The following is a 15669-nucleotide window of genomic DNA, read 5'->3' on the forward strand; positions in this document are numbered from 1 at the left end:
ACAACTTTATAATACATAGCTTGCAGGCAAAATCTAGGATCTAGACTAGCCAGCAAGCTTTTTGTTTCCTATACAAAAAAGCTGCCCAGCAACCTGGGCAACTTAATAATTAACCTTTTCATTTACTTTTTAATTCCGAGCGCTTTTTTTGTAGCAGGTCCAACTATACCATCAGCTGTTAACTTACGTGCTTTTTGAAACTGTCGGACTGCATTTTCTGTGTTTAATCCAAAGAAACCATCTACTCCATTCGTACTAAACCCTTGTGCGGTCAGCTTGCGTTGAAGCTCTTGTACAGCAGGCCCCTGGCTTCCTCTTTTTAATATTTGCCCATTTGTACTAACAGGAACTGAAGGGGCATTAGTCCCCCCTTTTACTATATATCCATTAGCTGCTGCAATTGCGCTAAAGGATTTCCCTGATGATGTGATAATGACTGTTGTACCAGTTGGAACTTGATTAAACAGCCATTCAACTTCATTATCATACATTCGTATACAGCCGCTGCTCACATACCCGCCAATTGAGCTTGGATTGTTGTTTCCATGAATCCCATAAGTTGTTCCCCATGTTCCACGGGCATTCAAACCGAGCCACCGGTTGCCAAGCGGATTGCGAGGGTCTCCACCTGGAATATGTCCTTTATAGTAAGGCCTATTCTTAATCTTATTAACAATCTTGAACTTGCCTTCTGGTGTTAACGACCGGCTTCTCCCTGTTCCTACTTTAAACTGCCCTTTTAACTGACCGTTTTCATAGTATGCTAGCCGATTGACTGCCTTATTGATGATAATAAGTTTGGTTCCAGCAGCCGCGGAACCAGTCGGCACACCTACAATAAAACTTGACACCATAAACCATGCAAATACAAACAGAATGAACCACTTTTTGGGCAATCTAACCCCTCCAATACGACATTTAAATGACTAATCCGTGTATCCTATGTCTGAGGGGGTTGTATACATTACAACTTTATTAAAAAATGTTACATTTAAAGCTTGGAAGAATATATTATTAATTTTATTACTAATGATTTGATAAACTACAATAAAAGGTGCCAGGCACTATCCAATTTTCTGGATGGTTTCTGGCACCGCTTTTAGTTTCATCTTACCTGAGCTTCTTCCGCTCCCTGGTAAATTCGAAAGGCTGGAACAATGGTGTCCGATACAATTTCTTTGCCTTTTTCGCGAATGAAGTCCAATTTATAATAGGCATCAAATCGTTGGCTGATTTCCGTTTTCACCAGTTCGGGCGGCGTGACAACGATGAATTGAAACTTCAGTTTTTCGGCAACTGAGAAGATTGGGTCGAGGACATGTGCCGACGCCGCTTGTCCGAACGGATTATCACAGACTAAAGGAACCCAGCTTTGATCTGTTTCGTTTTTAACAGATAATAACATCATCATCATCACCATTCGGGCTGATAGCTTTTGACCACCACTGCCATCGGATTTCGTCTTTGAACCTTGATTAATGGTCTGCCAGGTTGAATAATGATCTCTTTGCGGTTTCCCGTACATAAAGGCATTATCCGTTCGCATATTATAGACAAGCAGCTCAGGATATCGATTTCGTAGTGATACAAATAAAATTTGCTCATCACTAATCAGTTGTTTTATTTCTTGGTCTACCGCTTGATTGTTATGATCAATCGTATCAAATTGTTTGGTAATTTTGTTAATAGCCGCTACAAAATGCTGCTTCAAGAGCGGCTCGATATCTTCAGCCTTTTTAGGTAAGATATCCTCTTTTAGCTGGACGAGTGGAAAGGATCCTCGTTCATTTTTCAGCTTCATTTTTGCAATCATAGAACGAATCGCCTCTGAAATGCTCATGACCTTCATGCTGGCACGGCTGGCCCAGAAGTTTTGCGCCTTTTCTGCCCTTTCTTTGTCGCGTTCTAATTGTTCCAATCCACTTTGTGAAAACCGCTTCATATTTTTAACGATGCTTTGAACATAAGAATAATGCCTCGTATCCATATGGTCTAATGTGGTTAATACTTCACTTTTAAAACGAATCTCCCAATCTTTGCCTTCGATTGTTAGCTTTAAATTCCTTAATGATTGTTCGATTTTCGCATGCTTTTCTTGTCCTTCCTCCTGAATCGCTTGATGTGCTTCACACCAGGATAGGATACATGCTTTACCTTGACTCTTAATTTTTTCTACATCCGTCTCAGTAAATGCCGCCGCTTCCTCCTTTAGGATAACGGATAAGGTTAACAAATCCCCTTCGAAACCCGCAATGTTCGTTTCTGTTTCTTTTTGGCGTTTTTCCGTCTGCTTTAGTTCCTCTATCGTTTGTTTCGTCTGGTCTTTTATTTCTACTGCTTTTATCTCTAAGTCTAGATTTTCCCATTCTTCAGGCTGTTTTTCATGCTTTGCGATCTTTTTTCCTGATTTGTCACGCTGAATAACGGCATGCTGTAAGGAAGTTTCTGCGACTGTTACAGCCGTTCCTTGTTCCCGTTCTTCTTTTTCCGCAGTCTTCGCTTCCTTCTGTGCCGTTTGCAACATATTCTCTACTATACTTATCGGTTCATCTGGTTCCGGAGCTTCCTTCCACTCCTTGTTATGAGTATCGAGTTTTTTCTCTAATTTCTTTTGCTGCTTTTGTTCTGTTTCTTTTTTTGCTTGAATAACCAGTAATTCTCGAGACTGTTCTTCTTTTGATTTTTGAAGCTGTTTTAACTCTAAGATGCTTCCATTAATCTCCTCTAATAAATGAGGTGATAAACGTGGGACCTCTTCAGATTGCTCCACTTTTTCATCAGCTGGAAAAACCGCTGCTTCAATAAAGAAGGCAATCTCCTTTATCGTTTGTTCGGTTGTAACCTTCCATTCTAAATACGTTTGATTCCACTTGTTTTGCAGTTCAACTATAGTTTGGTGCTCTTTTCCTATTTCTTGCTGCCCCATGACAAAGGCTTCCTTTTGTTTCTCTTTCTCTAATTTCACACATTTATTTTCTTGATATAGAAGCTTTTCACGATCAAATTCTTCGATTGTTTCTACATCTTTTGTAAGCTTGTCTATTTTTCCTTTTGTAGTCTCCAACTGTTTTTTTAACCCAAGCTGTAATTCTTTTTCTTTTTGCTCTTGTGTTGTGATTTCCTGTAATTTCATTTTCTTAGAAAGAAGGGCGTTCTGTTCCTGATTAAAAGCTTTCTCGATATCAACAGCCAGCTCACTCGATAACAATCGATCGATTTCTTTTAACATGCGACGTAAGGAGGTTTCTGTTTTATTAATTTCAATTAGTGTATCTTTCTTTTCTTCTATTTGTTTAGCAATCTTTATTTTCCAGTTGGTAAATTGATTCTTATCCGTTAATAGCTCTTTTTCTGTTCCGTTAATGATCACGAAGGATGGCTGTTTATGTTCGTTGTTCATTTCTTCACGCAGGAAAATAGGAACAGGACTTTTAAACATTCTTCCGGAAAGAACCTGTTGATTAATTTTTTGCCATTGCTGCCCGCTTACAACTAAACCGTATGGAAGGAGCGGATACATCAAAAGGGTGTTCGCGATATCTTCTTTACTTAAAGATTGGAGAAATTGGGTACCATAAAACACATCAATGCCCGTCTTTTCATCAATCCATTCCTTTAATTCCTTCACATCTTTATTAGGAATCCAGAAGTGCTCATCATTTAAGGAATGATCCAGTTGTATTTCCCAAAGGTCTTTTTTAATTTGTTCACCTTGTTCTCGATTATTGGCTAGGATGTCTTCAATCTGTAGTGCATATTTCGAAAGAAGCGCGTGGGTGAAAGGTGCAGTGACATCATCTACTAACCCATGAAGCCGATCTAACAGTTTTGCTTCTTTTTGCTTTTGCTCTATATTTGCTGCCTTTAACTCTGCACATTTTTCTTCTGAAAACTGAATCGATTGGACAAGCGTACCATGTGATGTGGCAAGCTGATTTTGCACTTCACTAGATTCTTTCTCTTTTGCCTGCATCTCTTCTAAGCTAGCCTTTTTGTTTTCAATTTGTTTAGATAGAAACTCGATATAGCCCCTTAAGTCATAGGTTAAGCGGTCGCCAAATTCTTTGATTAGTGCTTCTTCCTTCGACTCAAATGTATGGATTTGTGTATAGAGAAAATCAATTTCAGCACTAAGCTGAGCAATCTCTTTTGTCTTTTGTTTATCCTGCTGCGACAGATCATTTCCTTTTTTCTTTAAAAACTTTTGATACCCCAAATACTGCTTAACCGCATCTTGTATGGATTGGTAAGAATGCTCCCATTGCTGTGCTGCTTCTTTTTTGATTTCATCCATTCTTTGATTCACTTGCTCTAAGCCGCTATTTTGTTCTAATGTCGCTATCTGCTGAGAAAGAGAGCGAATCGTTTGCTCGTTTTCACTCCACTCTTTCAATAATAGTAGAAAGGCAAGCTGTTCTTTTCGTTCCTGTTTATCCTTTACGACCGCTTGTAGGGAAGTGTGCTTATTCCTTTCTTCTACTAATTTCTTCTCCCAATCCCGTACCTCTCTGTGAGCTTTTGCAAACTCTAAATTGTCTTTTTGATAGCGTAAATCTGCTTGCCTTATCGTTAATTTTTCCATGTCTTTCGCTAAAGTAAGCTGCGATTCCTCTTCCGTTTGCTTCAAATGCTCTAAAGCACCCAGAAGTTGTCTTCCGACCTTAACACTTTCATGAACAATTTCTTTGTGCTCTACCCCTTTAGCTAGGTTCTCTTCAAAAGGGACAATGTCTTCTAAAAATTCCTTATGTGCTTGTTCTCTTTTTAAAAGAACAGGCAGGTCCTTGGCAATACTGGCCTGACTCTTGAAAATCTCGACAAGATCGTTCTTTTGATGTTCCGTCCGATGCAAGACTTGGCTAACCGTAGGAATAATTCGTTTTTGGAACAGGGAATGATCATCCTCAGCTCCCTCAAAGTATTTCCCAACGCCGCCTTCATCCTTGTTAATCTCCTTCATAATATCCCAGTCTTTACGGTTAATCCCGTACGTATCCAGAATACGATAGTGCTTCTTCGTATCCCGGTAAACGTCATATCCATTCCATTTTAAATAGTCCTTCAAGCTTTCGGTTTCAGCAACTTCATCATTTTCATAGAGTGGAATATGCTCAAGCGAAACCTCTTCTTTCCGTTCAAATTCTCTTGTATAAAAGGTAATATTCGGGAGGATCTTCGCTTCCTGTTCCAGCGTTTTGCTTTCATTTCCACTTTCTTCACTCATCGAAATCCGCTGTTCGGCTGAGAACATTCCTCCCGTTACCAGGTGACGGCGGTCCGAACCGTCCAATTCCCATTGAATAAGTACATGAAAGGTGTAGGGAATAAATTGCTCTTTATTATTAAAAAAGAACTGCTGATAATAACGATTGTTTTGTTTTCCCCACGAGGTTCCAGGTTTAAGGATTTGAAAGATGGTTTGCAGGAATACACCTTTCCCACCCCCATTCATCATCGCAATGAGACCATTTGTGGAGGTCTCTTCATTATGGAAGTTAAAAGTGGTATCTTTATATTGCTTTTGCATGCCATCATACTTCAGGCCAACAATTCTAATTCGATGGATTTTCGGCATGCTCATTCTCCTCTACCGTCATTAATTTTTTAAATAATTCATAACGATCATAATCGTGATACAGGTATTCAATTCGCTCAAAAAGCTCTTGTTTTGGAATTACCTTTGGAATATCTTCCTGATCTAGAATGACGATTAAGCCCTCTGTCTCTAATAAGCGCATGCAACTAGCAATTAAACCGATTCGGGTTCGTCTATTGGCTTTTTTAGCCGCATAATCATCTGTGTCCACTTCCATGTATTTCCACATTATGACAACTTCCTTCATATCGATACGTTCTTCCTCACCGAAGGCAGGTTTCACTTTAAGAATGCTTTCCCAATTCATTATGAGATCGTTAACAAGACGTTCTAATGCGTAGAAGCTAATCCCTTCCCGCTTCGTGCGGATTTTTGCAGCCTGATTGCGGTCTATGGCTGCTAAGAAAGACATCATGACAACGCTCATAAGATGAAAGTGTTTTTTCGTTTCGACTTGCTTATGCTTTTCTTTCATATGTGTAAAATTCGTAGCAAAGACAGAGCCGGTCGGCTGGACAACTAATTGGATCCGTTTCGGCGATTCAATGATATATGTACCAGATTCGTCTGCTAATAATAGGACAGTCTGTCTCACTTCCGGATCAAAATACGTCTGGAAATGTTCGCTATTTTCGTCGATTACTTTATCTTTTAATAGAGTAAAATAGACAGCTGATGCTTTTTTGATTGATTCTGCATTCATCGTTGCTCCTCCTGTACACATATCTTAAACGGGGTAATTTTCATTTGATACCAATGATGTGGCTCCGCGCGATGATCAAACATAGTAAAAATTTTCAAGCCCTCAAAAGTTTGGAATTGTGGATATTCCTTCATTAGTTTTAAAAGAAGGATTTCCCTCTCGTCACTTAATGTTTCTTCCTTCCGATGCAGCACTTGAACCTTCAGCGGCTTTTTATCAAACATCATCCATAAATCAATCGTTTCAGATTCTTCAAACCATAAGTCCTGCACTTCTAATGGCATTGTCGATAAATCAGCTAATGAAAACTCTCCGTATGTTTGTAAATGTTGAAAAACATAACTCCATGCCTTAATAACAGAATCCCAATTCGTCACTCGGAGACGAGTAATGCTTTCTTCTGCCTCTTCTTCGATGGCAACATCCGTTAGTTGTTTTTCATCAAATTCTTGTTCCCCCCAAATCCAATCCAGTGGAAAAATAAATTCATTCTTCGGTGAAAACAACGGAGAAAGGACTTTTTCTATCGTCTCAAAACTTTTGACCCCTTCCTTCATGAACCAATTTTCATAAAGATGTTCTCGAAATGAAACCAGGCTGGTTTCCCAAAACAAGGAAGGGTTTTCCGCTTTTAATTTCATCTCATAGGAGATATTTTGAATGACGAGCTTGGCAAAACGGTCATGCAATTGTCTTGTATGACCAATTTTTTCTTGGAGAAGAATCAATTCTTTCTGAATAGAATCATCTTCTTCATTTCTTCGCTTCGTTTTTTCGATCATGCTCGTAATGGTTCGGAAGTGATTTTTTTCTTCTTCAAATTGCTTTTCAATTTCCACACGATTGTCGGCCCTTTGCCATTCTTCTTCGATCAATAAGATTTTAGGATTATTAATCATTTCCTTTTGAAAAGTGAATTCTTTTGCCATTAAGCGGTTTACTCGTGAAATGAGGTGATCGAGGTTTCGAGTTGCTTTTCTAAAATTACCGTTTTTAATTAGCTGCATACTATAGAGTTGTTCAATCGTTATCGAGAATTCCTCCGCCATTTCCCTGCTCATAAAAATCATTTCCTGAGAGACATCCGTGAGTTTATAAACAATCGATCCGCCTATTTCTAAATTCGTATATAATTCATCCATCGTGACATAACGGAAGACCTGAGTTTCCCAAGATTGACTTATTTCATCGTAATATAAGGATTCAAACGGTTTACTATACTCTTCTTTCCCTTGATACAGGAGCCCACTTGTAATCCGTTCCATTTGCTTATCGTCTGCTAGAAGCTTCATTTGCTTAATAGAATCTTCTACCATATATTTGATATCTGATTTACGGCGATGATCATTATCATTTAATTCTCGATAAAAGATGGTCAGGAGCACTTGCATCAGGATCGTTTGGATATGAGGCTTCAGCTCTCCTACTTCCATTCCCCTGCCAAGCTCAAATAATGGATTTAATCGTTGCATACGCTGGGCGAAACCTTCCCATGATTCGTTCACAGCCATCTCCTCCATGTTTCTATGTTTAAGACTTCTTGTGGGATTCGCTTATTTTCCTGCCATAATTGCAATAATAACGACTGCTCCTCTTCCGTAAACCATTGAAAGAATACATCACGGTATTTGAGGTTTTGTGATTGACCTATTTTCTGGTCATTCCTTTGTTCTAGACATTCGAGCATTTTTCGATAGATTTTTAAGGCCGGCTGAATACAGCTATCCGGATATTTTTCGATAAGCCGAATGAGGATTCCGTATCCAGCGGCATCAAGATCCCCTGCGTAGTAGAAAAGATAGGATTTGGGAGGAAACATTCGAAAGAAAAAGGAAAAGCTCCGTTCAATCTTAGTTCCTTCACCATAAATGATAAGTTCAGGTTCATAATCCAGCTGATTCGCTTCCAATAATTTAATGGAAGTATGAAAGAAAGATAGATTTTCGACGATTAGTACTCTCTGAATATCTTTCATTTCTTCCCCTTGTTTCATCCAAAAGACAAAAGGCTCCCCATAGTTCACCATTTTAAGTTGGTCTTCTACTATTCCAATTCTAGCTAAAAAGCCTTTTCCGTCAGGAAAGCTATCACTACCAAATAAGAACTTCTCATGGCCAAAGAGCTCGAGGCTTCTTTCTTCTAGTGATACGATTTTCCGTTCCTGACTGGTCTTTAGAAACGTATATACATTATGGATTCGACTCCATTCTTCTTTCGTTTGCCATTCAGGATGCCGTTCATAATAGGAAAAATCAAACTGATCACTTAATTTCATCATCTCGAGACGATCCCATTTGGCGGTCTGAACTTTTATATTTACCCAGTAATATAAGGCAAGCGCTGGTGTTTTACCATTGTATTGATTATTTTGAACAGGGATCAGTTGCCCTTCACCTTGCAATGTTTGGATTGCACGATAAAACAATGAATAACCATCCATTTCAAAATAATCATCCATTAGCTTGCGCAACTGAAATTCTAACTCGTTACTATTTATTTTCTTTTTCTGGTTAGGGTGTTGAATATCTGCGATAAAACCTCTCACCCGTGTTTCAATGATATCGATTGTACTCACCTACTTACCTCTTCTTAGTGTCATGAATAGACTCTAATACCCATTTTGGGCATTCTTATATTATAAACTAGTTGCGATATTGTTGGTAAATGAAATTTTTTTAAAATAATAATAGACGGCAAATGAACCCACTCGCTCGTCACAGAAATTTGAAATTGCCTTATAAATAAACAAAAAACCGCATCAGTGAAGAAATTCACCGTGCGGTAAGTAATGATTATGGTTGGCGGGACTGAGTGGGAATCGAACTGACTTGATTTCAAGCAAATACGATTGTTTTATTACCATGAACAAGTACCTTATCCTCAACATGCCAGGAAACGGCTTCAGCAAGAACTCTTCTTTCCACATGACGTCCGGCAGTCTTTAAATCCTCTGCTGTATAGCGTTGATTAATTCGCTGTACATCCTGTTCAATAATTGGTCCTTCATCAAGATCATTCGTAACGTAATGTGCTGTTGCACCGATTAACTTTACACCTCTGTTAAACGCTCTCACGTAAGGGTTTGCGCCAACAAATGCCGGCAAGAATGAATGATGGATGTTTATGATTTGATTAGGATACTTAGAAATAAAGTTAGGGGAAAGAATTTGCATATACCTGGCCAGGACAATTAAGTCCACTTTCCCTTTCATCAATTCTACTGCTTTCCGTTCGGCATCTTCTTTTGATTCTTGAGACATTGGGATATGATAAAAAGGAATGCCATAACTTTCAACTATTTCTTTTAAAATAGTATGATTACTGATTACCATCGGGATATCTACTAGAATTTCATTGGATTTCCACCGCCATAGAAGCTCGTTAAGACAATGGTCCGTTTTGGAAACAAAGATGGCCATCCGCTTTCTTTGTACATTACTACCGAGCTGCCAATCCATGTCATACTCCTGGCCGAGTACATGTAAATCTTGTTCAAGTTTATTAAATGAAGTATCGAATTCTTCTAAATCAAACTCAATCCGCATAAAGAACATTCCTCCATTTGGATCAGTTGTATGTTGATCAAAATGGACAATATTAGCTTTGTGTTCTAATAGAAAATTCGTTACAGTCGAGATAATACCTGGCTTTTCTGGACATGAAATTAATAATTTTGCCCGATTGGGTTTCAATTTTTGGATCACCGCTCTTCCACCATCCTTAAGGTTATTTATGTAAAATAAGAAGGCTAATTCCTTCGTAATTTGATAGGTAAAGGTTTAAATAAAAGAAGAACCTTCACAATATTTTGTTCTATTCTATCTAACGCTAGTTAAGCATGAATTTCCTGTCCATACACAGCTAGGGCTGCTTCACCAATTGCTTCGGCTAATGTAGGGTGCGGGTGTATCGTTTGGGCAATATCCATTGCTGTTGCATTCAATACACAAGCAAGTCCAGCCTCCGTAATCATATCCGTTACATGAGGACCTACCATATGAGCGCCTAAAAGCTTATTAGTTCCTTCTTCCACAACCAGTTTGACAAATCCGTCTGATTCACCAAAAACCAATGCTTTTCCAATCGCACGGAATGAGAATTTACCAACTTTCACTAGATATCCCTTTTCCTTTGCCGCTTCTTCTGTGAGTCCGACACCTGCTACTTCTGGACTGCAATATATACATCTGGCAATAAGGTTTGAATCAACTACTTTTGGCGTTTTACCTGCCATATGTTCAACAGCAATGATTCCTTCATGTGAGGCAGCATGGGCAAGCTGCAAGCCGCCAATGACATCACCAATTGCGTAAATGTTCGGTTCATTTGTTTGGTAGAACTCATTTGTTTTAATAAAAATGGGATTTAGTTCAACAGCCGTTTTTTCAAGACCAAATTCTTTTGTATTTGGAGATCGCCCTACAGATACCAAAAGTTTGTCTGCAGAAAATGGTGTTTCTTTGCCTTTATGCTCCGCCTTAATGGAAACACCCTCACCTTTTTCCAGCGTTTCTGGAAGTACTTTTGCTCCTGTAACAATTTTTACTCCTTTTTTCTTCATTAAACGCTGTACTTCCTTTGAAATATCTGTATCCTCAGTTGGTAAAATGCGATCGGCATATTCGATTACTGTAACTTGGATTCCGAAGTCCGAAAGCATCGATGCCCATTCGATTCCAATTACTCCGCCGCCAACGATAAGGATAGAATTGGGAAGCTTCTCCATTTTTAGCGCTTCATCCGAAGTCATCACATACTTCTCATCCACTTCCAGGCCTGGAAGTGTTCTTGGACGGGAACCTGTTGCAATTAAAATATTTTGGGGGCTTAAAATGACTTCCCCTTCACCATTATTCAATTCCACTAACACATCTTTTGTCCTTGTAATACTTCCTTTTCCATCATAAACATCTATCTTTCCCTTTTTCATTAAATGTTGAACACCTTTAAATAGGCGGTCCGTAATTTCTTCTTTTCGGGCTTGTACTTTTGAAAAATCAAGACCAACTACAGGGGCGATTACACCATACTTATCTGCATTCTTCGTTTGAGCGTATACTTCTGCACTTCTTAATAAGGCCTTACTCGGAATACAACCAGCGTGAAGGCATGTTCCACCGATTTTTCCTTTTTCAATAACCGCCGCTCTTAAACCTAATTGGGAAGCACGAATGGCAGCCACGTACCCACCTGTTCCACCACCGATAATTACAACATCATATTCTTTTGTCATATTCGTTATCTCCTTTTCATTTTATAGTTATCGGAATACTTGGATCATTTTGATATAAACCCATGTAAACTCCCCATTGAATATTTGCTGACCACCTCTGACAACAGCAAACTTTGGCGTGCCTAAAATTTCGCTCATTCCTAAGATCTGAAACACTCCCTTTTTGAACACAAAAAAAGAACAGAAAAGGGTAGCATACTATCTCTCCCCTTCTCTGTCCTTGTTACCTGAGAGTTTAACTCCATTTATTCCAGAGTCTTTCCCCGTTGGTGGCCTACTGCTGTGATACGCGCTCTCCAGAGGTGCGTCCTGTTGTGGTTCCATCTACCTGAGAGATTTGTTCCAAGGGTATTTTTGGAACTTGCTCCTTCGGTGGCTTATTACTTTGCACTCTCCCACAACCATCATCCGCTTATATATAATTTTCATTGGATTAACAATGTTTTCGAAAAAAGAGATACCAAACCAATTTTTAGGCAAGAACATTATATTTTTTAACTATAACATTTCTAAACAACGACTATTATCCAGATATCTTTTGGCTGTACATTCCATTCTCCTCATTTGCCTTCGTTTTCCGCATCTTATAAATTGCAATCAGCAAAATAAACCAAACAGGAGTTACAAACAAGGCAACGCGAGTATCCTCTGCAAGTGCTAGCACGACAAGAACGAATGCTAGAAAAGCAAGGATCAAATAATTGGAAAATGGATAAAGCGGCAATTTAAATTTGTTCACTTTTGCTAGTTCTGGTCTTGTTTTGCGGTATTTCAAATGGCTGATGACCGTAATTCCCCAAATAAAGATGAAACATACAGTAGAAATACTTGTAATTAGTGTAAATACTCCTTCAGGCATTACATAGTTCAACACAACGGCAATTAAAATGACAACAGTTGAAAAGAGCAATGCATTGGAAGGTACTTTATGGGAAGTAAGTTTTGCAAATGGTGCAGGTGCATTTTTATCTTTGGCAAGTGTGTATACCATCCGGCTTGTACTGAAAATGGCGCTGTTGCATGCCGAAGCTGCGGATGTTAGAACGACAAAATTGACGATCCCAGCAGCTGCAGCGATACCAACCGCCACGAAAACTTGAACGAATGGGCTTTTCGATGGGTTAATAGCGTTCCACGGATAAATACTCATAATAACAATAAGTGCTCCAATGTAGAAAATTAACACGCGGATAGGGATATTATTGATTGCTTTTGGAATTACTTTTTCTGGGTTTTCTGTTTCACCTGCTGTAAGTCCTACAAGTTCAATGCCAACGAACGCAAACACTACCATCTGGAAGGAAAGGATAAAACCATTAATGCCATTTGGGAACATGCCTTGGTGGCTCCATAGGTTCGTGAAACTTGATGTGCCCGCATCAGTGGAAAAGCCTTTAATAATCATAAAAACACCGATGACAATGAGTGCTAGTATCGCGATGACTTTAATTAAGGCGAACCAGAATTCCATTTCGCCAAAAAGCTTTACAGTAGCAAGGTTCATCATTAGCAAAAGGACTAGCGCAATTAATCCTGGCATCCACTGTGGTACGGAGGGAAACCAATACTGGGTATAAAGACCAACTGCTGTTAGGTCTGCCATTGCGATTGAAACCCAGCAAAACCAGTAGGTCCAGCCAGTGATAAATGCTGCCATATTACCTAAATAGTCTCTTACAAAGTCAACAAAAGAATGATATTTCAAATTAGATAAGAGTAGTTCTCCAAGTGCACGCATGATCAAAAAGCAAATGACACCTGTAATTAAGTAAGCAATTAAAATCGATGGTCCAGCTAAATGGATAGATTTTCCTGCTCCGAGAAATAATCCTGTTCCGATTGCCCCGCCAATAGCGATTAGTTGTACGTGTCTGTTTTTTAAGCCCCTCGACAATTTCTGTTCCTGCATATAGATTTCCCACCCTCTACTTTTTTTTATATGAAAAGGTCAGTCCCATTCCATTAAGATATCTCAGGTAAATGTTTCAAACTATCCTAAATAAAATCTATAATGGAAATTGTTGATGACACTTACTTTTACATGACTAAATGGTAATTTTGGGTTTAATGGAAATTAGTTGCAGAGAGTGTTAGTTTCTGCAACAAAAAAAGGACAGAAAAGGGCAATATTCCTACCCTCTCTGTCCTTTTACCTGAAAGTTTTTTCCGCAAAAATGCGAATCCCCTTTGGTGGCATATTTTGAAATATGCACTCTCCAGAGCTACGTCATGTAATGGTTCTTTTTACCTGAGAGATTTATTCCAAGGATTTTATGGAATTTGCTCCTTCGGCGGCGACATTCATCACTCTCTCCCAATACAATCAACCGTAAAATATTCAATTATTTTTTAAAAAAAAGTTAAATTTTTAATAGAGTAAATTATTTTAATATTGAAAGCGGATTCATAAAGTAATATTCTCATATACTTATTCCGTTGTCAATCAAATTAAAAACAAAATTTTGAATTCTCTTTTTTTTTTAAAAAGATAGAAAAGAAGTCTCTATCTAACAAAGTTGAACAGGGAATCGGAGATATTTACACCAACGCAGTTGCTATAAGTTGCCCCGTGAGTTTATCACATGGGCAACCTTTTTAATTACCTCAAATTTAATAGAGTTTACATTACAGTCAATCAAAAGTATGGACGTTTCTATTCATTTGGTCAAAAAATATTCAAAATGTAATTTTATTTTCTTAATTGAATTTGTAATCCTCTTTTATAATAGGTTTCCATAACTTCCTTAGGAACCATACTGCCTCCAGTTGCCCATGAAATATGAATAGAATTGACCATTTTTTGTTTTAAGTGATGATCCATCATGTAGTTTTGTCCTGCTTTTTCTTTAAATAAGAGTGCTGGACCAACAATACCCGCCAATGCAGAAGGCTCTAAGAAAATTTCCTCCAAATCTGCCATGGAACTTAAAAGTTTATATAACCTATCATCCCCTACAGTATAAACACCACTTATGAGGTTTTCCAATGTTTTTCCAACAAAACCAGATGGCCTGCCAACTGCTAGACCGTCAGCATCTGTACGATTATCAATTCCGATTTCTTGAACGGAAATTTTATCATGTAGTTCGGTCATTAAACCTAGAAGCATACAGGGCGAATGCGTTGGTTCTGCAAAGAAGCAATGAACATTATTTTTAAATATTAATTTTAGACCAAAAGCTACCCCTCCTGGTCCACCACCTACTCCACAAGGAAGATATACAAACAGTGGATGATTTTCATCAACTGTTATTTTCATTTGATCTAATTGTTTTTTTAATCTAGACGCTGCAACCGCATACCCTAAAAATAAAGTAGTTGAATTTTCATCATCGATGAAATGACTGTTCGGGTCTTGTTCTGCCTGATTTCGTCCTTCCTCTACAGCAATACCGTAATCGGATTCATGTTCAACTACTTTTACCCCTTTTCTTCTTAAAAGGTCTTTCTTCCATTGTTTTGCATCAGAAGACATGTGAACTGTTACGTTAAACCCAAGCTTTGCACTCATGATTCCAATACTAAGTCCTAAGTTTCCTGTTGAACCTACTACAATCGAATACTGAGAAAAGAAGTTTTTAAATCTTTCGCTATCCAAAATGGAATAATCATCTTCAAATAATAACATCTGATTTTCGATTGCAAGATCTTCTGCATGTTTTAAAACTTCATAAATTCCCCCTCTTGCCTTAATCGAACCCGAAATAGCAAGATGGCTGTCACATTTAAGCAGTATTTTCCCCTCAATTTTTTGATTATACATTTTCTCTAGATAGGCATGCATTGATGGAATTTCAATCGTAGGGGATTCAATGATTCCATCCATTTTTTGTGTTTCCGGAAAGACTCTAGCAATATATGTAGAAAATCTGTTTAATCTTTCTTCTGCTTCTTTTACATCTTTTTCATTCAATGAAATATTGTTTATTGCTTCTTCAAACGTTCTGTATTTTGGATTCTCCCAAAAAACCTCTTCTGTAGAGACCATTTTTTTTAATAATGGATACTCATTTTTCCATTCCTCAATCGTTTTTCCAGCTATTCTTTCCATATACTCAATCCCCTTCCACCCTTTAGTTTAGTGGTTTCAAATATTTCACAACTTTATCCCATAACAAACTAAGCATTCCTAGGCAT

Annotated in this window: 9 protein-coding genes and 2 riboswitches; all 9 genes read right to left on the reverse strand. The window is 38.2% G+C overall.

The genetic code is table 11. The annotated features are described in order from the left end of the window. Positions 1-122 precede the first annotated feature (122 nt). Positions 123-896, reverse strand: a complete 774-nt coding sequence (locus BSO02S_RS08140; RefSeq protein ID WP_066065139.1) for a L,D-transpeptidase family protein — start codon at positions 894-896, stop codon at positions 123-125. A 209-nt stretch (positions 897-1105) separates the two neighbouring features. Beyond that, positions 1106-5575 carry a coiled-coil domain-containing protein gene (locus BSO02S_RS08145; RefSeq protein WP_066065141.1) on the reverse strand — a complete coding sequence of 1490 codons (4470 nt, stop codon included), beginning with the start codon at positions 5573-5575 and terminating at the stop codon, positions 1106-1108. Next, positions 5553-6299, reverse strand: a complete 747-nt coding sequence (locus tag BSO02S_RS08150; RefSeq protein WP_066065144.1) for a DUF6063 family protein — start codon at positions 6297-6299, stop codon at positions 5553-5555. The genes BSO02S_RS08145 and BSO02S_RS08150 overlap by 23 nt, the downstream gene beginning before the upstream one ends. Further along, positions 6296-7810 (reverse strand): hypothetical protein, encoded by a 1515-nt coding sequence (locus BSO02S_RS08155; RefSeq protein ID WP_235846889.1) that lies wholly within the window; start codon positions 7808-7810, stop codon positions 6296-6298. The genes BSO02S_RS08150 and BSO02S_RS08155 overlap by 4 nt, the downstream gene beginning before the upstream one ends. Further along, positions 7801-8874 (reverse strand): Wadjet anti-phage system protein JetD domain-containing protein, encoded by a 1074-nt coding sequence (locus BSO02S_RS08160; RefSeq protein WP_096190882.1) that lies wholly within the window; start codon positions 8872-8874, stop codon positions 7801-7803. Before BSO02S_RS08160 ends, BSO02S_RS08155 begins: the two co-directional genes overlap by 10 nt. A 259-nt stretch (positions 8875-9133) precedes the next feature. Further along, positions 9134-10003 (reverse strand): formyltetrahydrofolate deformylase, encoded by an 870-nt coding sequence (gene purU / locus BSO02S_RS08165; RefSeq protein WP_066065150.1) that lies wholly within the window; start codon positions 10001-10003, stop codon positions 9134-9136. Positions 10004-10131: 128 nt separating this feature from the next. Next, positions 10132-11532, reverse strand: coding sequence for a dihydrolipoyl dehydrogenase (gene lpdA, locus BSO02S_RS08170; RefSeq protein WP_066065153.1), 1401 nt, complete (start codon positions 11530-11532; stop codon positions 10132-10134). A 305-nt stretch (positions 11533-11837) separates the two neighbouring features. Next, a riboswitch (glycine riboswitch) is annotated at positions 11838-11940 on the reverse strand. Positions 11941-12055: 115 nt separating this feature from the next. Further along, positions 12056-13441 carry an amino acid permease gene (locus BSO02S_RS08175; protein WP_066065158.1) on the reverse strand — a complete coding sequence of 462 codons (1386 nt, stop codon included), beginning with the start codon at positions 13439-13441 and terminating at the stop codon, positions 12056-12058. 316 nt (positions 13442-13757) lie between these two features. After that, positions 13758-13859, reverse strand: a riboswitch (glycine riboswitch). Positions 13860-14221: 362 nt separating this feature from the next. Then, the gene (dsdA, locus tag BSO02S_RS08180) at positions 14222-15583 is read right to left on the reverse strand and encodes a D-serine ammonia-lyase (protein WP_066065159.1); all 1362 of its coding nucleotides are present in this window, start codon (positions 15581-15583) and stop codon (positions 14222-14224) included. Positions 15584-15669: the final 86 nt, after the last annotated feature.

This window comes from Neobacillus soli NBRC 102451 (assembly GCF_001591665.1).
In the GTDB taxonomy this organism is placed as follows: Bacteria; Bacillota; Bacilli; order Bacillales; family Cytobacillaceae; genus Neobacillus; species Neobacillus soli.